General features: G+C 69.4%; 22 protein-coding genes and 2 riboswitches. Of the genes, 19 read left to right on the top strand and 3 right to left on the bottom strand.

Translation table 11 applies throughout. The features are described 5' to 3' along the window. Positions 1-5: 5 nt before the first annotated feature. The 11 genes from PC39_RS07160 (at position 6) to PC39_RS07110 (ending at position 11,760) form a co-directional block, all read left to right on the top strand. Positions 6-551 (top strand): UPF0149 family protein, encoded by a 546-nt coding sequence (locus PC39_RS07160; RefSeq protein ID WP_353252684.1) that lies wholly within the window; start codon positions 6-8, stop codon positions 549-551. Further along, a complete protein-coding gene (locus PC39_RS07155) occupies positions 548-1,864 on the top strand; it encodes an aminopeptidase P N-terminal domain-containing protein (protein WP_353252683.1) in 1,317 nt (438 codons plus the stop codon). The genes PC39_RS07160 and PC39_RS07155 overlap by 4 nt, the downstream gene beginning before the upstream one ends. Positions 1,865-2,218: 354 nt before the next feature. Then, positions 2,219-3,451, top strand: a complete 1,233-nt coding sequence (gene ubiH, locus PC39_RS07150; RefSeq protein WP_353252682.1) for a 2-octaprenyl-6-methoxyphenyl hydroxylase — start codon at positions 2,219-2,221, stop codon at positions 3,449-3,451. 236 nt (positions 3,452-3,687) lie between these two features. Further along, positions 3,688-4,878 carry a UbiH/UbiF/VisC/COQ6 family ubiquinone biosynthesis hydroxylase gene (locus tag PC39_RS07145; protein ID WP_353252681.1) on the top strand — a complete coding sequence of 397 codons (1,191 nt, stop codon included), beginning with the start codon at positions 3,688-3,690 and terminating at the stop codon, positions 4,876-4,878. Positions 4,879-4,938: 60 nt separating this feature from the next. Then, positions 4,939-5,038, top strand: a riboswitch (glycine riboswitch). 17 nt (positions 5,039-5,055) lie between these two features. Continuing rightward, positions 5,056-5,138, top strand: a riboswitch (glycine riboswitch). 41 nt (positions 5,139-5,179) lie between these two features. After that, positions 5,180-6,268: a glycine cleavage system aminomethyltransferase GcvT gene (gene gcvT, locus PC39_RS07140; RefSeq protein WP_353252680.1), complete on the top strand. Its 1,089-nt coding sequence runs from the start codon at positions 5,180-5,182 to the stop codon at positions 6,266-6,268. A 43-nt stretch (positions 6,269-6,311) separates the two neighbouring features. Then, positions 6,312-6,707 (top strand): glycine cleavage system protein GcvH, encoded by a 396-nt coding sequence (gene gcvH, locus PC39_RS07135; RefSeq protein WP_353252679.1) that lies wholly within the window; start codon positions 6,312-6,314, stop codon positions 6,705-6,707. A gap of 102 nt (positions 6,708-6,809) precedes the next feature. After that, positions 6,810-8,195, top strand: a complete 1,386-nt coding sequence (gene gcvPA, locus PC39_RS07130; protein WP_353252678.1) for an aminomethyl-transferring glycine dehydrogenase subunit GcvPA — start codon at positions 6,810-6,812, stop codon at positions 8,193-8,195. A 19-nt stretch (positions 8,196-8,214) separates the two neighbouring features. Then, positions 8,215-8,715 carry a thiol peroxidase gene (tpx, locus tag PC39_RS07125; RefSeq protein WP_353252677.1) on the top strand — a complete coding sequence of 167 codons (501 nt, stop codon included), beginning with the start codon at positions 8,215-8,217 and terminating at the stop codon, positions 8,713-8,715. Positions 8,716-8,912: 197 nt separating this feature from the next. Beyond that, complete coding sequence (gene gcvPB, locus PC39_RS07120) at positions 8,913-10,376, top strand: aminomethyl-transferring glycine dehydrogenase subunit GcvPB (RefSeq protein WP_502950860.1); 1,464 nt, start codon at positions 8,913-8,915, stop codon at positions 10,374-10,376. Between the two features lie 26 nt (positions 10,377-10,402). Further along, on the top strand, positions 10,403-10,762 hold the full coding sequence (locus PC39_RS07115; RefSeq protein ID WP_353252676.1) for a diacylglycerol kinase: 360 nt from the start codon (positions 10,403-10,405) through the stop codon (positions 10,760-10,762). A 65-nt stretch (positions 10,763-10,827) separates the two neighbouring features. Then, positions 10,828-11,760, top strand: coding sequence for a carbohydrate kinase family protein (locus PC39_RS07110; protein ID WP_353252675.1), 933 nt, complete (start codon positions 10,828-10,830; stop codon positions 11,758-11,760). Between the two features lie 153 nt (positions 11,761-11,913). Here the strand turns inward: PC39_RS07110 and PC39_RS07105 are convergent, their stop codons facing one another. After that, entirely contained in the window at positions 11,914-13,884 is a 1,971-nt protein-coding gene (locus PC39_RS07105) for a thioredoxin domain-containing protein (RefSeq protein WP_353252674.1), read from the bottom strand. 118 nt (positions 13,885-14,002) lie between these two features. Between PC39_RS07105 and PC39_RS07100 the strand changes: the two genes are divergently transcribed. The 6 genes from PC39_RS07100 (at position 14,003) to PC39_RS07075 (ending at position 18,467) form a co-directional block, all read left to right on the top strand. Next, positions 14,003-15,004: a Vgb family protein gene (locus PC39_RS07100; RefSeq protein WP_353252673.1), complete on the top strand. Its 1,002-nt coding sequence runs from the start codon at positions 14,003-14,005 to the stop codon at positions 15,002-15,004. Positions 15,005-15,040: 36 nt separating this feature from the next. Next, entirely contained in the window at positions 15,041-15,841 is an 801-nt protein-coding gene (gene lgt, locus PC39_RS07095; protein ID WP_353252672.1) for a prolipoprotein diacylglyceryl transferase, read from the top strand. Then, a complete protein-coding gene (locus PC39_RS07090) occupies positions 15,838-16,632 on the top strand; it encodes a thymidylate synthase (RefSeq protein ID WP_353252671.1) in 795 nt (264 codons plus the stop codon). Before lgt ends, PC39_RS07090 begins: the two co-directional genes overlap by 4 nt. A gap of 27 nt (positions 16,633-16,659) precedes the next feature. Beyond that, positions 16,660-17,154 (top strand): dihydrofolate reductase, encoded by a 495-nt coding sequence (locus PC39_RS07085; RefSeq protein WP_353252670.1) that lies wholly within the window; start codon positions 16,660-16,662, stop codon positions 17,152-17,154. A gap of 44 nt (positions 17,155-17,198) precedes the next feature. Then, entirely contained in the window at positions 17,199-17,468 is a 270-nt protein-coding gene (locus PC39_RS07080) for an acyl-CoA-binding protein (protein WP_353252669.1), read from the top strand. A gap of 165 nt (positions 17,469-17,633) precedes the next feature. Continuing rightward, positions 17,634-18,467 (top strand): NAD-dependent protein deacetylase, encoded by an 834-nt coding sequence (locus PC39_RS07075; protein ID WP_502950863.1) that lies wholly within the window; start codon positions 17,634-17,636, stop codon positions 18,465-18,467. A gap of 1 nt (position 18,468) precedes the next feature. Here PC39_RS07075 and PC39_RS07070 read toward each other — a convergent pair whose 3' ends face one another. Both PC39_RS07070 and PC39_RS07065 read right to left on the bottom strand, forming a co-directional pair. After that, positions 18,469-18,606 carry a hypothetical protein gene (locus PC39_RS07070; RefSeq protein WP_353252667.1) on the bottom strand — a complete coding sequence of 46 codons (138 nt, stop codon included), beginning with the start codon at positions 18,604-18,606 and terminating at the stop codon, positions 18,469-18,471. Positions 18,607-18,677: 71 nt separating this feature from the next. Further along, positions 18,678-19,313, bottom strand: coding sequence for an ABC transporter substrate-binding protein (locus tag PC39_RS07065; RefSeq protein WP_353252666.1), 636 nt, complete (start codon positions 19,311-19,313; stop codon positions 18,678-18,680). An 89-nt stretch (positions 19,314-19,402) separates the two neighbouring features. Here PC39_RS07065 and PC39_RS07060 point away from each other — a divergent pair, with 89 nt between their 5' ends. Both PC39_RS07060 and maiA read left to right on the top strand, forming a co-directional pair. Further along, the gene (locus PC39_RS07060) at positions 19,403-20,329 is read left to right on the top strand and encodes an ROK family protein (RefSeq protein ID WP_353252665.1); all 927 of its coding nucleotides are present in this window, start codon (positions 19,403-19,405) and stop codon (positions 20,327-20,329) included. A gap of 72 nt (positions 20,330-20,401) precedes the next feature. After that, positions 20,402-21,061 (top strand): maleylacetoacetate isomerase, encoded by a 660-nt coding sequence (maiA, locus tag PC39_RS07055; protein ID WP_353252664.1) that lies wholly within the window; start codon positions 20,402-20,404, stop codon positions 21,059-21,061.

Raw genomic sequence — 21,061 nt, 5'->3', positions numbered from 1 at the left:
GCGCCATGAGTGAAGCGGATCAATATCAGGCCCTGCGTCACGCCCTGAAACAAGTGGGCTCGGCGCAGGACCCTGCGGAGGTGCACGGGACGCTGTGCGGCATGTTGTGTGTGCGTGACGATGCCGATCCGGCGGCGGCCGTGGATGCCGGGCTCGGTGCCGGCATGACCGAGCCGCTGGCCGCGCTGCGCGAGTTGACCCTGGAGCGTTTCTTCGACTCGGACGCCGGCTTTGCGCCCATCCTGCCGGGCGACGACGATGCCTCGCTGGAGACCCGTGTGCAGGCCCTGGCGCGCTGGTGCGGCGGCTTCGTGTACGGCCTGGCGAGCCAGGGCGAGTTGGACATGGGGCACCTCTCGGAGGAGGTCCGCGAAGTGGTCGAGGACATCACCGAACTGTCCAAGGCCACGCTCACACCCGAGGAATCCGGCACCGACGCCGCGGAACGCGACTACGCCGAGTTGGTGGAATACGTGCGGGTCGGGGCGCAGCTTATCTTCCTGGAGTTGCGGCCGGCACGCGGCGCGGACGAGAGAGAGCGCTTGCATTGACGGTATCGGCTGGAGAGTACGCGACGCGCCGGGGCCGTGTCGCCGAGGCGATCGGCGAGGACGGCATCGCCCTGATCCCGGCATCGCCGGAGCGCGTGCGCAACCGCGACGTACTTTATCCCTATCGGCCGGACAGCGACCTGCGCTACCTGACCGGATTCACGGAGCCCGACGCCGTGGCCGTGCTCGCGCCGGGTCACGAGGATGGCGAGTTCATCCTGTTCTGTCGCGACCGCGATCCCGACCGCGAAATCTGGGACGGCCTGCGTGCCGGCCCCGACGGCGCGGTGCGCGAATACGCGGCCGACGCCGCCCATCCGATCGAGGAACTGGAGGAGTACCTGCCGCGTCTTCTGGGCGGCCGCGAGCGCCTGTACTACACGCTCGGCGAGCATCCGGCCATGGACGAGCGCGTGATCGCGGCCCTGCGCGGTCTGCGTGCCGGCGGCCGGCGCGGCGCCCGCGCGCCGGCCAGTATCGTGTCGCTCGACGGCATCCTCCACGAAATGCGCTTGCGCAAGAGTCCCGGCGAGCTGGACCTGATGCGCGCCGCCGCCGCCACCTCGGCACGCGCCCACTGCCGTGCCATGCGGGCGGCGACGCCCGGCATGCCGGAGTACCGCCTCGCCGCCGAGTTGCACCACGAATTCGAGCGGGACGGCATGGAGCCGGCCTATCCCTCGATCGTGGGCGGCGGCGCCAACGCCTGCATCCTGCATTACATCGAAAATGCCGCCACGCTCGCGGACGGCGACCTGGTGCTGATCGACGCCGGCGCCGAACATGCCGGCTATGCCGCCGACATCACCCGTACCTTCCCCGTCAACGGCCGCTTCAGCGGCCCCCAGCGCGACCTCTACGCGGTGGTCCTGGCGGCGCAGAAGGCCGCGATCCTGGCGGTGCGGCCCGGTTACGACTACGAGGCCCCGCACCGCGCGGCCGTGCGCGTGCTCACCCAGGGCCTGGTGGACCTGGGCCTGCTCGAGGGTGGTGTCGACGAGCTGGTGGAGAAGGAGCGCTACCGGCGTTTCTACATGCACGGCACCGGCCATTGGCTGGGGATGGACGTGCACGATGTCGGCGATTACCGCCAGGGTGACGAGTGGCGCGAGCTGGAACCGGACATGACCCTGACCATCGAGCCGGGACTCTACGTGCCGGCCGGCAGCGAGGGCGTGGACGAGCGGTTCTGGGACATCGGCATCCGCATCGAGGACGACGTGCGCGTGACCGAACGCGACCCTGAGATACTCACCGCCGACGTCCCCAAGGACATGGCGGCCATCGAGGCGCTGATGGCGGAGCGCGCATGAGTCGGTCGTCCATCGGCGGGGCGGTGTCTCCGGTATGACGGATCGTGTCGATATATTGGTCGGGCCCTCATCCGGCTTCTCCCGCTGGGCGGGAGAAGGGACGGAGTCATCGAAATGACGGATCATTTCGATGTATTGGTTAGGGCCCTCATCCGGCTTCTCCCGCGAGCGGGAGAAGGGACGGAGTCATCGAAATGACGGATCATTTCGATGTATTGGTTAGGGCCCTCATCCGGCTTCTCCCGCGAGCGGGAGAAGGGACGAGGCCGTCGAAATGACGGAGCATTTCGACGTATTGATTAGGGCCCTCATCCGGCTTCTCCCGCAAGCGGGAGAAGGGACGGGGTCGTCGAAATGAATGAGCATTTCGACGTATTAATCATTGGGGGCGGGCTTGCGGGGGCGAGTTTCGCCTGCAGTCTGTCGGGCAGCGGCCTCTCGGTGGCGATGGTGGAGGCGGTGCCCTTCGGGGCGGCCGGCCAGCCGAGCTACGACGAGCGCACCACGGCCCTCGCCTGGGGTACGCGCCGGCTGTTCGAGGACCTGGGTCTCTGGCGCGGATTGACCGCCGAGGCGGCACCGATCCGGCGCCTGCATGTCTCCCAGCGCGGCCGTTTCGGGGTTACGCGCGTGGATTGCGCCGATTACGGCGTCGAGGCCCTGGGGTACGTGGTGCCGAACCGGGTCCTGGGACGTGTGCTCAGCGAACGCCTGACGGAGTTAGACGACGTCACGATGATCGCGCCGGCGCGCTTCGACGCGCTGGAGCGGGACGCCGAGGGTGTCACCGTGACCGTTCGCGGCGGGGACGACGCACCGCGAACGCTGCGCGCGCGGCTGCTGGTCGGCGCGGACGGCGCCCGTTCCGCCGTGCGCGACGCGCTGGGCGTCGAGGCCGAAGTCCGCGATTACGGCCAGCGGGCCGTGGTGACCACCGTGACGCCGGGCTACGATCACACCGATACCGCCTACGAACGTTTCCTGCCGGACGGTCCTCTGGCATTGCTGCCGCGCACGCCGGAGACCTGCGCCGTGGTCTGGGCCCTGCCGGAGGCCGAGGCGACGCGGGTGACCGAACTGACGGACGACGACTTCCTCGCCGAACTGCAGGCCGCTTTCGGTCATCGTCTGGGGGAGTTGCGCGCCCCCGGGGAGCGGCTGACCTATCCCCTGAAGCGCCTGGTCGCCGCCACCACGGTTACCGCGCGCGCGGCACTCGTCGGCAGCGCCGGGCACCACCTGCATCCGGCGGCGGCGCAGGGCTTCAACCTGGCGATGCGGGATGTCGCGGTATTGGCGCGCGAGCTGCGCCACGCGGCCGCCGCCGGCATCGACCCCGGCGACGCCGACGTGCTGACAGTGTGGCGCGAGGCCCGGGCCGCCGACCAGCGCCGCGTGAGCGATTTCACCGATCGCATCGTGCGCCTGTTCTCCAACCGGGTGCCGGGTCTCGGCGCCGCACGCTCGCTGGGCCTGGTGGGTCTGGAGCTATTGCCGGCGGTCAAGGACGATATGGCGCGGCGGAGCATGGGCCTGGCGGCGGCGGGGACGTTGTCGGCGGGGCAGGGTGCGGGGTCATCGAAATGAATGATCATTTCGATGTATTGGTCGGGCCCTCATCCGGCTTCTCCCACAGGGCGGGAGAAGGGACGGAGTCATCGAAATGAGTGATCATTTCGATGTATTGGTTGGGGCCCTCATCCGGCTTCTCCCGCTCGCGGGAGAAGGGACGGGGTCATCGAAATGACGGATCATTTCGATGTATTGGTTGGGCCCTCATCCGGCTTCTCCCACAGGGCGGGAGAAGGGACGGAGTCATCGAAATGAGTGATCATTTCGATGTATTGGTTATTGGTGGCGGCATGGTGGGGGCGGTGCTTGCCGTGGCCCTGGAGCGTGCGGGTTTCCGCATCGGTCTGGTCGAGGCCCGGCGGCCGCCGCCGTTCGACGCCACCGGCGACTACGATCTGCGGGTCTCGGCCGTGGCGCCGGGGCCGCGGACCCTTCTGGACGAGTTGGGTCTGTGGGAGCGTATCGCCGCGCGCCGGGTCAGCCCCTACCGGGGGATGCGGGTCTGGGACGCCGGCGGCCGCTCGCTGCTGGAGTTCGAGCACACCGCGCTGGGTCTGCCGGAGCTGGGCCATATCGTCGAGAACAACCTGATCGTGGACGAGGCCTGGGCGGCGCTGGGCAGCGTGCGGGTGTTCTGCCCCGCGATGCTGACCTCGCTGGACGTGGATGCGGAGGCCGCGAGGGTCGAGCTGGACGACGGCCGCAGCCTGTCGGCCTCGCTGGTGATCGGGGCGGAGGGCGCCAACTCGCCGGTACGGCGGATGGCTGGCATCCGTACGGTCGGCTGGCCCTATCACCAGCGCTGCACGGTGGGCACGGTCACCCCCGAGAAGCCTCACCAGGCGGTGGCGTGGCAACGTTTTACGCCTACCGGACCGGTGGCCTTCCTGCCCCTGGCGGACGGACGCTGCTCCCTTGCCTGGCACGCGGACGAACCGTTGGCCGACACCCTCGCGGACCTGGACGACGAGACCTTCTGCGAGCGTCTGACCGAGGCCTCCGGCGGGGTGCTCGGCCGGATCCGCGCGGTGGGCAGGCGCGGGGCCTTCCCCCTGCGGTTGCTGCATGCCGTGGACTACGTTCGCGAACGCGTGGCCCTGGTCGGCGACGCCGCGCACGTGGTGCACCCGATGGCGGGGCAGGGCGTGAACCTGGGCCTGCTGGACGCCGCCTCGCTGTCGCGGGTGCTGGCCGAGGGGCGTGACGCCGGCCGCGATCCGGGCGACGCCGCGCTGTTGCGGCGCTACCAGCGCAGCCGCAAGACCGAGAACCTGGCGATGCTGGCCGCGACCGATACCTTCAAGCACGTGTTCGGCAGCCGCCATCCCGTGCTCGCCCGCCTGCGGGACCGCGCCATCGCCGCCGCCGACGGCATCGGTCCCGTCAAGCGCCTCATGATCCGGCACGCCACCGGCGTGGGGAAGACCGGCCGTAGGGACTAGGGCCCGGTAACCCGGCTTTTATCTTTGTCCGCTTCTTCGGTATAGTCGGACCCTCAACCGAAAGCGTGCGTGGGAGAGCGCGGCCGGCAAACGCCGGGTCCGCCGCCGAAGACGCAACATCCGCCCGGAAACGCTCAGGCACCAGGACCGCGCGCGCAGGACGGCCGATCGGCCGCCCCGGTTGACTCTGGAGAGAAGTCGGTACGCCGACTCACCGACGGGGCTTCAAATCTCTCAGGTGTCCGGACAGAGGGGCGGCGGGGCAATAGCCCGGCCACCTTTTTTGGAAACGGACAACGCGATGGGAAAGAGAACGCCCCTGTACGCCGAACACGAGGCGCTCGGTGCGCGAATGGTCGATTTCGCGGGCTGGGACATGCCCGTGAACTACGGCTCCCAGATCGACGAGCACCACGCCGTGCGCCGCGCCGCGGGCATGTTCGACGTCTCGCACATGTCCGTCGTGGACTTTGGCGGCCCCGGCGCCCGCGATTTCCTGCGCCGCCTGCTGGCCAACGACGTCGCCAAGACCGACGGCAAGCCCGGCAAGGCCATCTATACCTGCATGCTCAACACCCGCGGCGGCGTGGTCGACGACCTGATCGTCTATCACCTGGACGACGGTGATTACCGTGCCGTGGTCAACGCCGGCACCACCGACAAGGACCTGGCCTGGATGCGCGGGCAGTCCGAGGGCTTCGACGTCGCCATCGAGCCGCGTGCCGACCTGGGCATCATCGCCGTCCAGGGGCCCAAGGCGCGTGCCAGCGCCAGCGCCGCGCTCGATCCCGACCTGGCGGAAAGCGCCCGCCAACTCAAGCCCTTCAACGCCGCCGTCCAGGGCGACTGGATGGTCGGCCGCACCGGCTATACCGGCGAGGACGGCTACGAGCTGGTCCTGCCCCACGACGCCATGGTCGAGACCTGGCGCTCGCTGCGCGAGTCCGGGGTCGCGCCCTGCGGCCTGGGGGCGCGCGACACGCTGCGCCTGGAGGCCGGCCTGAACCTGTACGGCCAGGACATGGACGAGGATACCCACCCGCTGGAGTCGGGGCTGGGCTGGACGGTTGCCTGGAAGCCCGAGGACCGCGATTTCGTGGGCCGCGAGGCCCTGGAGGCCGTGCGCGGCCGGGTCGAGCGCAAGATGGTCGGCCTGTTGCTGGAGGATCGCGGCGTCATGCGGACGGGCCAGACCCTGCGGCACCCGGAGGCCGGCGGCGAGGGCGTGATCACCAGCGGCGGCTACGCGCCGACCCTGGAGCGTTCCATCGCGCTGGCGCGGGTGCCCGCGGATTGGGAGGGAACGGTGGAGGTCGCGGTGCGCAAGCGCTGGCTGCGCGCGCGCATCGTCGGCTACCCGTTCGTGCGTAACGGTGAGAGCGCCCTGTGAGGCGCCGCCGTATCGAGGTGGATCAGCAAGGGGAGAGAGGTCGATGAGCGACGTGCCGAGCGAACTGAAATACACCAAGTCCCACGAGTGGGTCGACGCGGCCGGCGACGGCACCGTGACCATCGGCGTCACGGACTACGCCCAGCAGGCCCTTGGCGACCTGGTGTTCGTGGAACTGCCGGAGGCCGGCGAGACCCTCGACGCGGGCGACGCCTGCGCGGTGGTCGAGTCGGTGAAGGCCGCATCCGATGTCTACGCCCCGCTGGCCGGGGAAGTGGTCGAGGTCAACGAGCAACTGGCGGAGTCCCCGGAGCTCGTGAACGAGGACCCGTACGGCCAGGGTTGGCTGTTCAAGCTGTCCCTGACCGACGAGGGTGCCCTGGACGACCTCCTGGACGCCGAGGCCTACCAGGCCGTGGTGGACGAGGAGGAGGGCTAGCGCCCGCGCGCCGCGTTTCGCAGGGCGCGCACCGTGCCCGTGGCCGCGGCGGCCGGGACGCGTGGCCGGGCCGGAACCTGACACTCGAAACCGAGGACGATCATGCCATTCATTCCGCATACCGAGGACGACGTCCGCGTGATGCTCGACGCCATCGGCGTCGACTCCGTCGAGTCGCTGTTCGACGAGATTCCGTCGAGCCTGCGCGGCGTGGACCTGTCGTCGATCCCGGAGGGCGCCTCCGAGATGGCCGTGACCCGCCTGATGCGCGAGCGCGCGGCGCGGGACGAGGGCGGTCTCTGCTTCATCGGCGCCGGGGCCTACGAACACCACATCCCCGCCGCGGTATGGGAACTGACCACCCGCGGCGAGTATTACAGCGCGTACACGCCATACCAGGCCGAGGCCAGCCAGGGCACGCTGCAGCTCATCTACGAATACCAGACCATGATGTGCGGTCTCACCGGCATGGACGTGGCCAACGCCTCGCTTTACGACGGCGCGTCCGCGTTGGCCGAATCGGTGCTGATGGCGGTGCGCGGCAATCGCAAGTCCAAGTCCGGCCGCATCCTGATGCCGGCCACCGTGCATCCGGAGTACCGCGCGGTGGTGGACGCCATCTGCAGCAACCAGGGCATCGCCGCCGAGTCCGTGGCCTACGACCCCGATACCGGCACGATCTCGCCGGAGTCCCTGGCACCCTGGCGCGGTGAGGACGTCACCGCCGTGGTGATCCCCCAGCCCAACTTCTTCGGCCGCCTCGAGGACGTGGACGCCCTGACCGACTGGGCGCACGAACAGGGCGCCCAGGTGATCGCGGTGGTCAATCCGCTCAGCCTCGCCCTGGTCAAGCCGCCGGGCGAATGGGGCGGGCAGGGCGCGGACATCGTCTGCGGCGAGGGCCAGCCCCTGGGTGCGCCGTTGTCCTCGGGCGGTCCGTACTTCGGGATCATGGCCTGCCGCCAGAAGCACGTGCGGCAGATGCCGGGCCGCATCGTCGGACGCACGTTCGACCTCGACGGCCGGCCGGGCTACACCCTGACCCTGCAGCCGCGCGAGCAGCACATCCGCCGTTCCAAGGCGACCTCCAACATCTGCACCAACCAGGGGCTGCTGGTCACGGCCGCGACCATCCACATGAGCCTGCTGGGACCCGAGGGCCTGGCGCGCACGGCCGCCGCCTGCGCCGCCAACACCCGTGCCCTGGTGGACAAGCTGACCGCGTTGCACGACGTGAACGAGGTGTTCGCGGGCGCCGGCTTCCACGAGGCCGTCATCCGTCTGCCCCAGCCGGTGCAGCCGGTGCTGAAGGGACTGGCCGAGCGCGGCATCCTCGGCGGCTACGACCTGGGTGCGCGCTATCCCGAGCTGTCCGATTGCATCCTGGTTTGCGCCACCGAGACCAAGACCGAGGCCGACATCGACGCCTACGCCGACGCCCTCGCCGAGGTGCTGGAGCGCCTGGGCAGCACGTCGGCGGTGGCCTGATATCCGAAAGGAGGACGAGATGGCCGAGATCACACTGCAAGGCAACCCGGTACATACCAGCGGCGATATTCCCGCTCCGGGGGACAAGGCGCCGGACTTCAAGCTGACCACCGGTGACCTCCAGGACAAGAGCCTGGCCGACTACACCGGCCGCAAGAAGCTGCTCAACATCTTCCCGAGCGTCGATACCGGTGTGTGCGCGACGTCGGTGCGCAAGTTCAACGACTACGCCGGCAAGCACCCGGACGTGGTGATGCTGCAGGTCTCCGCGGACCTGCCGTTCGCGCACGGCCGCTTCTGCAGCCAGGAGGGGCTGGACAACGTCGAGACCCTGTCCATGCTTCGGGACAAGTCGTTCGCCGAGGACTACGGCCTGCTCATGGTCGACGGGCCGCTGGCCGGGCTCTGCGCCCGCGCCGTGGTGGTGCTGGACGAGGACGGCAAGGTCGTCCACAGCCAGCTCGTGCCCGAGATCGCCGAGGAGCCGGACTACGACGCGGCCCTGGCGGCGCTCTCGTAGGCGAACCTACAAAGCCCCCAAGAAGGGCATAACCACAGAGACACAGAGCGCACAGAGAATATGAGCTAAAACACGAGTAGCCGGACCGAGCATCAAGGCAATAAACGACGATGCGTCGTCTTTCCCGTGCTTTGTAGTGTTCTGCTCTGTGTCCTTTGTGTCTCTGTGGTTCGTATTCTTCCCGAGGGAAAATACTCATGACCGAGAAACTGATCTTCGAGCACAGCCGTCCCGGCCGCCGCGCCGCCGCGCAGGCGCCGCGCGAGATGGCGACGGTGGCGGGTATTCCCGACCACCTGCGGCGCAGCAGCCCCACCGGTCTGCCCGAGGTGTCGGAGTTGGACGTGGTGCGCCACTACACGCGGCTGTCGCAGACCAACTTCGCGATCGACACCCACTTCTACCCGCTGGGGTCGTGCACCATGAAGTACAACCCGCGGGCCTGCAATTCGTTGGCGATGCTGCCGGGTTTCCTCGGCCGCCACCCGCTGGCCCCGGTCTCGCACAGCCAGGGGTTCCTGAGCTGCGCCCACGACCTGCAGGAGATGCTCAAGGCCGTCACCGGCATGCGCGCGGTGTCGCTCACGCCCATGGCCGGGGCCCAGGGCGAATTCGCCGGCGTGGCCATGATCAAGGCCTATCACGAGTCCCGCGGCGATCACGATCGCGACGAGATCCTGGTGCCGGACGCGGCCCACGGCACCAACCCGGCGACCGCCACCATGTGCGGCTGCAAGGTGCGCGAGCTGCCCACCGACGCCGACGGCGACGTCGATATCGAGGCCCTGAAGGAGGCCGTCGGGCCGAAGACCGCGGGCATCATGCTCACCAACCCGTCCACCCTGGGCGTGTTCGAGCAGGACATCCTGGACATCGCGCGGATCGTGCACGAGGCGGGCGGCCTGCTGTATTACGATGGCGCCAACCTCAACGCCATCCTCGGCAAGGTCCGGCCGGGCGACATGGGCTTCGACGTCATCCACATGAACCTGCACAAGACCTTCTCCACGCCGCACGGCGGCGGTGGCCCCGGCTCCGGCGCGGTGGGCGTCGGCGAGCGGCTGCAGCCGTTCCTGCCGGTGCCCTACGTGGTCGCGGACGGCGACGGCGGCTACCGCTGGGCCGACGAGGACGACGTGCCGCAGACCATCGGCCGGTTGTCGGCGTTCATGGGCAACGCCGGGGTGCTGTTGCGCGCCTATGTCTATGCCCGCCTGCTGGGCCGCGAGGGCATGGAGCGTGTGGCCGAATACGCCACCCTCAACGCCAACTACCTGATGCGGCGCCTGGAGGCCAAGGGCTTCGAGCTGGCCTTCCCGGAGCGCCGGGCCGGCCACGAGTTCATCGTCACCCTCAAGCGCCAGAAGAAGGAGCTGGAGGTGACCGCCGCGGATTTCGCCAAGCGTCTGCTGGACTACGGCATGCACGCGCCCACCATCTATTTCCCGATGCTGGTGCCGGAGTGCTTCCTGATCGAGCCGACGGAGACCGAGTCCCGGGAGACCCTGGACGCCTTCGCCGACGTGATGGAGACCATCTGGAATGAGGCCCGGGAGGACGCGGCGATGGTGCGGGGCGCGCCCCACACCACGCCGGTGCGGCGCCTGGACGAGGTGCGGGCGGCCAAGGAGCTGGACCTGCGCTGGCAGGGCGCCGCCTGACGGCCGTCGGCTGAGACGGGGCGGCCATGGCGGACGGTCTCCGGGGCTGGCCGCGCCTGTGGCGCGCCACGCGGGTCTCCTACCAGGGGCTCGCCTGGGTGCTCCGCCACGAAGAGGCGTTCCGCATCGAGGCCGCGCTGTTCTGCCTGCTCCTGCCGGCCGCGTTCTGGTGGGGGCAGACCGGCGCCGAGCGGGCGCTGTGCGTGCTGTCGCTGGTGCTGGTGCTGGTGGTCGAGCTGCTCAATACCGGCATCGAGGTGGCGATCGACCGGATCGGCACCGAGCGTCACGAGCTGTCGGGGGTGGCCAAGGACGTCGCCTCGGCGGCGGTGCACCTGTCGTTGCTGCAGGTGCCCCTGGTCTGGGCGATCGTTCGCTTCGCCTGACCCCGGCCGCCTGGCGGCGGCCGGCAGCAACGGATCGATACTGGGTTTGAACGGATAGGAGACACATGTCTGCACTCATCTGCGGTTCCTTCGCGTACGACACCATCATGGTCTTCCAGGGCCAGTTCCGGAACGAGATCCTCCCGGACAAGGTGCACATGCTCAACGTCGCCTTCCTGGTGCCGGACATGCGCCGCGAGTTCGGCGGCACCGCCGGCAACATCGCCTACAACCTGAAGCTGCTGGGCGGTGACGGCAAGCCCATGGGCACGGTCGGCAGCGACTTCGACGATTACGCCGCCTGGATGGACGAGCTGGGCATCACGCGCGAGCACCTCAAGCGCATCGATAGCGCCTACACGGCCCAGGCCTACATCACCACCGATCTGGAGGACAACCAGATCACGGCCTTCCATCCCGGCGCCATGAACCACGCCCACGAGCAGTCCGTGCCCGACGACGGCGTCACCCTGGGCATCGTCGCCCCGGACGGCCGCGACGGCATGATCCAGCATGCCGAGGAATTCGCGGAGAAGGGCATCCCCTTCATCTTCGATCCGGGCCAGGGCCTGCCGATGTTCGACGGCGACGACCTCAACCACTTCCTGGACCTGGCGACCTACGTCACCGTCAACGACTACGAGTCCGAGTTGATGCGCGACCGCACCGGCCTGAGCGTCGACGAAGTCGCCGACCGGGTCGAGGCCTACATCGTCACCCGCGGCGGGGAAGGCTCGCGCATCCGCACCAAGGGCAAGACCTACGAGGTGCCCGCGGCCCGGCCGCAGAGCCTGTCCGATCCCACCGGCTGCGGTGACGCCTACCGCGCCGGCCTGATCTTCGCCCTGCAGCGGGGCATGGACTGGGAGACCGCCGGGCGCGTGGCTGCGCTGATGGGCGGGATCAAGATCGAGCACCACGGCACCCAGAACCACCGCTTCACGCTCGACGAGTTCAAGAACCGCTTCAAGGACGAATTCGGCTACGGGCTCGATTAAGAAAATCTAACCACAGAGGCACAGAGGACACAGAGAAAGCACAGGGGTTGTGAACAGTGTGTGTTCACCAGGCTTCATGTACGGCTTGGAGCACGCAATCAAAACCCACTCTTCGCTCTGTGGTCTCTGTGTCTCTGTGGTTGATTTCCGGGGTCAGTCGAAGGCGGTGATTGGCTCCGAGCAGGTCATGCCGCGGCAGCGGTAGGCCACGATATCGCCTCGGGGCGTCTTCGCCGCCAGTGCCGGCGGCAGGTCGGCGTCCGCGGGGATCGCGTAGACCGCCGTGCCCGCCGCGGCGAACCGCTCGCGGGCGTCCGCCATCGCGCCGGGCTCGCCGCGGAGAATCACGATCTCCGGCGGCTCGTGGTAGTCCGCCAGGGTGGCGAGCAAGCCGGCGTGGGCCATCGGGTACTGGCGCATGGGCTCGGCGGCCAAGCACAGGGTACGTTCCGCCGCCCGCAGGTAGCGCGGCTCCCCCGCCAGCCAGCCCAGGTGCAGCAGGGCGTGCGCGGCGACGCCGTTGCCGGCGGGTGTGGACTCGTCGGCCAGTGGCTTGGGCCGGTGCAGCAGCGTCTCGTGATCATGGGCGGTGAGATAGAAGCCGCCGCGTTCCCCGTCCTCGAAATCCGCGAGCAGGGTGTCGGCCAGCGTCAGCGCCCAGGCCAGGTCGGCGTCCCGCCACTCGTCTTCCAATGCGGTCAACAGGGCACGCAGCACCAGGGCGTGGTCGTCCAGGTAGCCACCGATGCGGGCGCGCTCGCCATCGTGCACGGCGCACAGGCGACGGCCGTCCCACAGGGCATCGCGGATGAAGTCCAGGCACTCGCGCGCCGCGCTGGTCGCGTCGGCGCGGCCGAGGTGGCGGCCGGCGGCCAGCAGGCCCTCCGCCATCAGGGCGTTCCAGGCGGTCAGCCGCTTGTGGTCGAGCCCCGGCCGCGGCCGCGCGCGCCGGATCGTCAGCAGGGTCTCGCGGGCGCGGGCGATCGCCGCCGGCTCCTCGTCGGCCGCGTCGCGGGCCAGGCGCAGGTGCCAGCGCGCGGCCCCGTCGGCCCGGAAATTGGGCGGGCTATCCAGGCCGAAGCGCGCCGCGAAAACGTCGAAGTCCCCGCCCAGGGCGGCGCGCACCTCGTCGGCATCCCAGATGTAATAGCCGCCCTCGACGCCGCCGCTGTCGGCGTCCAGGCTGGCGTAAAAACCGCCCTCCGGGGACCGCATCTCCGCCAGGGCCCAATCCACCGTGGCCGTCGCGGCGCGGTGCATCAGGGCGTCGCCGTGATCGACGGCGGCCGGCGCGTACAGCGCGAGCAGGGCGCCGTTGTCGTAGAGCATCTTCTCGAAGTGCGGGATTTCCCAGCGCTCGTCCACGCAATAGCGGAAGAAACCGCCCCCGAGATGATCGAATAGGCCGCCGGCGGCCATGCCGCGGAGTGTGAACCGTGCCATTTCCCCGGTGCCGCCGCCGCGCGTCGCGAGCCGGCGCGCCAGCGCCAGGCTGCCGGGGTGCGGGAACTTGGGGGCGCCGGTGAAGCCGCCGTGCTCGGCGTCGAACGAGACGGCAAGGGCCTCGGCGGCGCGGTCCAGGGCGTCACCTTCCGGCGGTGTCGCCGCCGGGTCCGGCGCCAGGCGGGCGAAGACTTCGTCCAGGCGCGCCTTCTGGTCGCGGAGCTTGTGGCTGTTGCCGGCATACCACTCGGCCACCTGGGTGAGCACGTCGCGGAACGCCGGCAGCCCGTGCGCGGCCTCGCCCGGGAAATAGGTGCCGGCCATGAACGGCGCCAGGCTGTGCGGGTCCAGCACCACGGTCAGGGGCCAGCCGCCGGGGCGACGGGTCAGGATCTGGTGGGCGAGCTGGTAGACCTGGTCCAGGTCGGGACGCTCCTCGCGGTCCACCTTGATGTTCACGAAGGCGGCGTTCATGCGCGCCGCCGTGTCCTCGTCCTCGAAGGACTCGTGGGCCATCACGTGGCACCAGTGGCAGGCGGCATAGCCGATCGACAGCAGGATCGGCTTGTCCGCCGCGCGCGCGGCCGCCAGGGCCTCGTCGCACCACGGCCACCAGTCGACGGGGTTGTCGGCGTGCTGGCGCAGGTAGGGACTGGTCTCGTCGGCGAGTCGATTGCTCATGCGGCCATTCTAGGGGACGCGGCGGGGTGTGCCCCAACCGCGGCCGGGTGAATCACGTCCTCGGCCTGCGCTATGGTCGGGGCTCACAGACGGCTATCCGATATCCGGAGGCGCGGCGATGCGCGTATTGACGGCAATCCTGCTGGGGCTGATTACGGCGCCGCTCTGGGCCGGCGACGGTCGTGGCGTCGAGGTCACGATCCACGAATGGAACGTGCCCTGGCCGCACTCACGGCCGCGCGACCCGGCGGTCGCGGCGGACGGGCGTGTCTGGTTCGTTGGGCAGGGCGACGACTACCTGGCCGTGATGATGCCCGGCGAGGGCGGGGACCGCGAGGCCCGGTTCCGCCGCCACGACCTGCCGGAGGGCACGGGGCCGCACAACGTCGTGGTCGGGCCCGAGGGCGATCTCTGGGTGGCGGGCAACCGCAACCAGCGTCTGATCCGGGTGTCCCCGGCGTCGGGCGACATGACGCACCACGCCATCGAGCGCGAGGGGGCCGATCCCCATACCCAGCAGTTCGGGTCCGACGGCGATCTCTGGTTCACGCTCCAGCACTACAACGCCATCGGCCGCCTGGCGCCCGACAGCGGCGATATCCGCCTGATCCGGCTGCCGACCGACAACGCCCGGCCCTACGGCCTGGACATCGGGCCGGCCGGCGATATCTGGTTCACCGAGTTCGGCAGCAACAAGCTGGCGCGGCTGGACCGGGAGACCCGCGAGGTCACGGAATATATCCTGCCGCGCGAGGAGGCACGGCCGCGGCGGCTCGAGGTCGCCGCGGACGGGCGTGTCTGGTACGTCGACTACACCGGCGGCTACCTGGGGCGCCTGGAACCCGACGAGGTGGCGTTCGAGGAGTGGCCGGCGCCCGCCGGCGAGGACGCCCTGCCGTACGCCATGGGCCTGGACGGCCAGGGCCGACCCTGGTTCGTCCAGACCGGCCCCGATTCCAACACCCTGGTGGGCTTCGATCCGGGCACCGGCGAATACATCGCGACCATGGCGATTCCCAGCGGCGGCGGCGCCGCGCGCAACATGGTCTGGGACCCGGCGCGCGCCAGCTTCTGGTTCGGTACCGACGCCAATACGATGGTGCGGGCGCATATCGAGTAGCGCGGCGGTACCGCGCCTCCTGCTAGAATCCGCGGCATGTTCACGCACCCGCAGTTCGACCCGGTCGCCATCTCGCTGGGGCCGGTGGCCATCCATTGGTACGGCCTGATGTACCTGCTGTCCTTCGTGCTCGGCTGGGCCGCCGCGGTGTGGCGCACGCGCCTGCCGCACGTCGACTGGGGGCGCGAGGAAGTGGGGGATTTCCTGTTCTACGTCGTGCTCGGCGTGATCGTGGGCGGGCGCGTCGGCTACCTGCTCTTCTATCAGCCGCGGATGCTGGCGGCGGATCCGTTGCAACTCTTCTACATCTGGCAGGGCGGCATGTCCTTCCACGGCGGCATGCTGGGCGTGTTCGCGGCCGCGGCCTGGTTCGCGCGCAAGACCGGACGCGGCTTCTTCGACGTCACCGACTTCGTCGCCCCGATGGTGCCCATCGGCCTGTTCTTCGGCCGCATCGCCAATTTCGTGAACGCCGAGCTGGTGGGGCGGACCGCGGATGTGCCCTGGGCCATGGTCTACCCGCAGGTGGACCTGTCGCCGCGGCATCCCTCGCAACTCTACGAGGCCGGTCTCGAAGGGTTGGTGCTGCTGGCCGTGCTGTGGTGGTTCGCGCGGCGGCCGCGGCCGCGGATGGCCGTGTCCGGCGTGTTCCTGCTGGGCTACGGTGCGCTGCGCTTCCTGGCGGAATTCTATCGCCAGCCGGACGCCCATCTGGGGTTCATCGCCTTCGACTGGCTGACCATGGGCCAGCTCCTGTGCACACCCATGATCGCCGGCGGCGTGCTGTTGCTGGCCCTGGCGTACGCCGGCATCGGACAGAAGGAGGCGCGGGCATGAGGCAGTACCTGGACCTGATGCGCCACGTGCGCGAGAACGGCACCCGCAAGGGCGACCGCACCGGCACCGGCACGCTCTCCGTGTTCGGCTGGCAGATGCGCTTCGATCTCCAAGACGGTTTCCCCGCGGTGACCACCAAGAAACTGCACCTGCGCTCGATCGTCCATGAGCTGCTCTGGTTCATCGCCGGCGATACCAACATCAAGTACCTCAAGGACAACGGCGTCTCGATCTGGGACGAGTGGGCCGACGAGAACGGCGACCTGGGGCCGGTGTACGGCCACCAGTGGCGCTCCTGGCCGGCGCCGGACGGCCGCGCCATCGACCAGCTCGCCGGGGTGCTGCATTCGATCCGGCACCACCCGGACTCGCGGCGCCACATCGTCAGCGCCTGGAACCCGGCCGAGGTCGACGACATGGCGCTGCCGCCGTGCCATACCATGTTCCAGTTCTACGTCGCCGAGGGCCGGCTCTCCTGCCAGCTCTACCAGCGCAGCGCCGACATCTTCCTGGGCGTGCCCTTCAACATCGCCTCGTATGCGCTGCTCACGCACATGGTGGCCCAGGTCTGCGGCCTGGAGGCGGGCGATTTCGTGCACACCTTCGGCGACGCGCACCTGTACCTGAACCACCTGGAGCAGGCCGACCGCCAGCTCGCGCGCGAGCCGCTGCCGCTGCCGCGCCTGGAGCTCAACCCCGCGGTCGACGACCTGTTCGCCTTCACCTACGACGACATACGGCTGGTCGGGTACGAGTGCCATCCCCACATCAAGGCACCCGTGGCCGTCTGATATCCCATCCAAGGTAACCAGATCCCGATGCGTATCTCACTGATCGTCGCGATGGACGAGAACGGCCTGATCGGCGCCGCCGGCGGTCTGCCGTGGCGGCTGCCGGCCGATCTGCGCCACTTCAAGCAGACCACGCTGGGCAAGCCGATCCTGATGGGCCGGCGTACGCATGAGTCCATCGGCCGGCCGCTGCCGGAGCGCGACAACATCGTGCTCTCGCGCGATCCGGACTACCGTGCCGAGGGGTGCCGGACGGTGACCAGCTTCGCCGAAGCGCGCGGGGCGGCGCGCGAGGCCGGGGCGCCGGAGCTCATGGTGATCGGCGGCGCGCAGGTTTACGCCATGGCGCTGCCCAAGGCCGGACGCATCTATCTGACACGCGTGCACGACGCCTTCGACGGCGATACCCATTTCCCCGACATCGATTTCGAGGAATGGGAGCAGATCGAGCGCCATCGCTACGCCGCCAATGAGCGCAATCCGTATCCTTACAGTTTCATAACGCTGCGCCGCCGGGATTGAATGGCGGCGAACGCAAATAGAACCGGAGTAGGGGAGAGAGAACGATGTCGGATCTGAAAGGGAAGTTCGAGCAGGCCCAGGCGGACGTCAAGACGCTGTCCGAGCGCCCGAGCAACGACGACCTGCTGTCGCTGTACGCGCATTTCAAGCAGGCCTCCGAGGGCGATGTCCAGGGCAAGCGTCCCGGTTTCACCAACATGGTGGGCCGTGCCAAGTACGACGCCTGGGCCAAGCTCAAGGGCCTGTCCGCCGAGGACGCCATGCAGGCCTACGTGGATAAAGTGAACTCGTTACTTGCCGCTGACGGCAAGTAACGAGTTCATCCCGGATGCGCGTAGCGCAATCCGGGATCCAGACCGGTCGAACGCCGCCGACGGCAAGTAGGGCATTCATCCCGGAGGCGTAAAGCGCGATCCGGGGTCCGGGATTCGCGGCCCCGACGGCATCCCGCGCCGCGCGGCAGCCGTATACTGGCCATGATGCAGGACACGGCGATTCAACACGGCGATGCGGGCACGGCCGAGCTGGCCGCGTTCGTGAAAGCGCATCCGCGGTTGTTCGTGCTCACCGGCGCCGGCTGCAGCACCGATTCCGGGATCCCCGACTACCGCGACGGTGCCGGCGCCTGGAAGCGCCGCCAGCCCATGACCTACCAGGAATTCCGCCGCAGCGAGGCGGCGCGCCGGCGCTACTGGGCGCGCAGCATGCGCGGCTGGCCGGCGGTGGCCGCGGCGCGGCCGAACGCCGCCCACGAGGCACTGGCGTCCCTGGAACGCCGGGGGCGGGTCGGGATGCTGGTGACCCAGAACGTCGACGGTCTCCACCAGGCCGCGGGTAGCCGCCGCGTGATCGATCTGCACGGCCGGCTCGACCGCGTGATCTGTCTCGAATGCGGCAGCGCGGTCGACCGCGGCGACTGGCAGCGGACGCTGCGGCGGGCGAACCCCGAGGCGGACGTCGACGGCGAGATCGCGCCGGACGGCGACGCCGATGTCGACGCGGCCGCGGTCGCGGACTTTCGGGTGCCGCCCTGCGCCGTGTGTGGCGGCGTGCTCAAGCCGGACGTCGTGTTCTTCGGCGAGAACGTGCCCAAGACGCGGGTGGCACGCGTGCGCCGTCATCTCGATGCCGCGGACGCGGTACTGGTGGTGGGCTCTTCCCTGATGGTCTGGTCGGGTTATCGCTTCGTGCGCGCGGCCGCCGAGCGCGGTCTGCCGGTGGCGGCCGTCAACATCGGCCGCACGCGGGCCGACGACCTCCTGGACCTCAAGGTCGCGCTGCCCGCGGGCGCCGCGCTGGCGGCGCTGGGCTGATTCAGGCCTCGGGGCCGATCGATTCCGCGGCCGGGTGCTCGCGGTCGACCAGGCCGAAGGGCACGCCGCCGGGCACCAGGAGGCCGGCCAGGGCATAGAGGGCGGAGCGGGCGTGGCGGTTCAGTTTGCTGCGGGGCATGGCGGACTCCTCGCTGGATTGCGGGAGCCACCGTGGCACGAGGGGATTGCGTTTCCGTGACCGGCCGGTGTTCAGCAGTCGGCGCCGAAACGCGACGCCTCGGCGCGCAGATACTCGCGGAGGGCGTCGAATCCGCCCCAGCGCAGGTTCTCCTCGTTGTAGCGGGCGCGGTGAACCAACTCGTTGCCGCCGCGCGGGAAGAACAGGTTGATCACCTTCCAGTCCCCGCCGTCGTCGGTCCGGTGCAGCAGATAGCGGCGTTGCGCCACTTCCTTGCCCGACTGCTGGATAAGCACGCCGACGGAGCGCCGGTAGCGATCTTCGTAGGCGGCGTCGCCGATCCGTACCGACAGGTCCTCCGGCGACGCGAAATTGGCGGCGTAGGTGGTCGCAATCAAGTGCCGGAGTCCGCGCTGGAGCGCATCCACGTCCTCGCCGGCAAGTTCTTGCCAGTGGCCACGGAGACTCTCACGCAGGTAGTTGGGGATGTCGTAGGTCGAATCGACCGCGGATTCCAGGAAGGCCGCGCGTTCGGCGCAGCTATCCAGGCGGGTCATGCGCTCGACCCGTTCATAGAAATCCCGAACCGTGTCCGCGGCCGCAGCGGCCTCGGACGGTGCGGCATGCACCGGCGTTCCGGGCAACATCAGCGCCGCAACAAGCCCGACTATCGCGCGGGCCGCCGCCCGCTGCCTAGCATGTGCCATAACCGTATTCCTCGACCTCGATGGCCGCCGAATCCAGTGTACCGTTTCTCCGGCATCCGTCCAGCGTGTCGGGACGATAGAATCCGCCCATGGCAGGGAAGAACGCAACCGCCGCTCTGCGCATCGGAATCGACCTGGGCGGCACCAAGATCGCCGGGATCGTGCTCGGTGCGGACGACGCGGTGCTGGCCGAGCGGCGCATGCCGACGCCGGCGGGGGACTACGACGGTACCGTGGCCGCCGTGGCGCGGCTGGTCGTCGAGCTGGAACAGGAGGTCGGCGCGACCGGCCTGTGCGTGGGTATCGGTACCCCCGGCTCGATCTCGCCGGCGGACGGGCGGCTGCGCAACGCCAACTCCACCTGCCTCAACGGGCGTCGGCTCGACGCCGACTTCGCGGCCGTCCTGGGCCGGGAGATCCGCATGGCGAACGACGCCGACTGCCTGGCGGCATCCGAGGCGGCGGACGGGGCCGGCGTCGGGGCGAGCGGGCTGTTCGCGGCGATCCTGGGCACCGGGGTCGGCGGCGGTCTCGCCTGGCGTGGCGAGCTCGTGCGCGGCCCCAATGCCGTCGCCGGCGAGTGGGGCCATAACCCGCTGCCCTGGCCGGATCCGGAAACCGAGTTGCCGGGCCCGGCCTGCTGGTGTGGCCGGCGTGGCTGCATCGAGACTTGGCTGTCCGGGCCGGGCCTGGCCGCGGACTGCCGGGCACGCGGCGGCGCGGCCGCGGACGGCGAGGCGGTGGCATCGGCCGCCGCGCGTGGCGATCCGGTCGCCATGGCGGCGCTGGCCGCCTACGAGGATCGTCTGGCGCGGTCGCTGGCGACGGTGATCAACATCCTCGATCCCGAGACGATCGTGCTCGGGGGCGGCCTGTCGCGGGTCCGGCGGCTGTACGACAACGTGCCCGCGCTGTGGGGGCGCCATGTGTTTTCCGACAATGTGCGCACGCGCCTGCTGCCGGCCCGCCACGGCGACGCCAGCGGGGTGCGCGGTGCCGCCCGGCTCTGGGACTGACGGGAGCGGATTCGGGACAGGTCGCGACCCAGGCGCTAAACTGGACGGTCATCAATCGAAGCCGGCAGCGACATGCTTCAGCTCTATACCCACTACCGCAGCGTTTCCGCGCACCGGGTGCGTATCGCCCTCAACTACAAGGGCGTCAGTTACAAGTCCATGTTCACGGACCTGGGCAACGCCGCGGCGGACCGCCTGACCTACCTCAATCTCAACCCCCAGGGCCTGGTGCCGGCGCTGGTGGTCGACGAGTCGCTGGTGATCGCCCAGTCGGCGGCGATCATGGAGTACCTGGAGGAGCGCTATCCGGAGCGGCCGCTGCTGCCCGGCGATATCGAGATGCGGGCGCGCATCCGTTCGTTCTCGCAGATCGCGGTGGCCGACACGCACCCGCTGAACAACCTGCGCGTGCTGCGCTACCTGCGCGACAAGATGGACGTGCCCTGGGAGAAGCGGCGCGCCTGGTTCGAGCACTGGTTGCACACCGGCTTCGTGGCCATGGAGTCGATCCTGGCCAATAACGAGGACACCGGCACCTATTGCTTCGGCGACAAGCCGACCCTGGCCGATGTCTGTCTGGTCCCGCAGGTGTACCTCGCGGACAAGTACGATGTCGACCTGAGCGACTATCCCACGCTGCGGCGCATCTATCGCACCTGCCTGACCCTGGCGGCCTTCCAGGCCGCCGCCCCGGAGACCCAGCCGGACCAGCGGAGCAAGGACGACGCTTGA

Origin of the sequence: Salinisphaera sp. PC39, from assembly GCF_040361335.1 — a bacterium.
Taxonomy (GTDB): domain Bacteria; phylum Pseudomonadota; class Gammaproteobacteria; order Nevskiales; family Salinisphaeraceae; genus APNM01.
The sequence above is the reverse complement of the archived record's forward strand: the minus strand, read 5'-3'. Positions and strand labels throughout refer to the sequence as shown.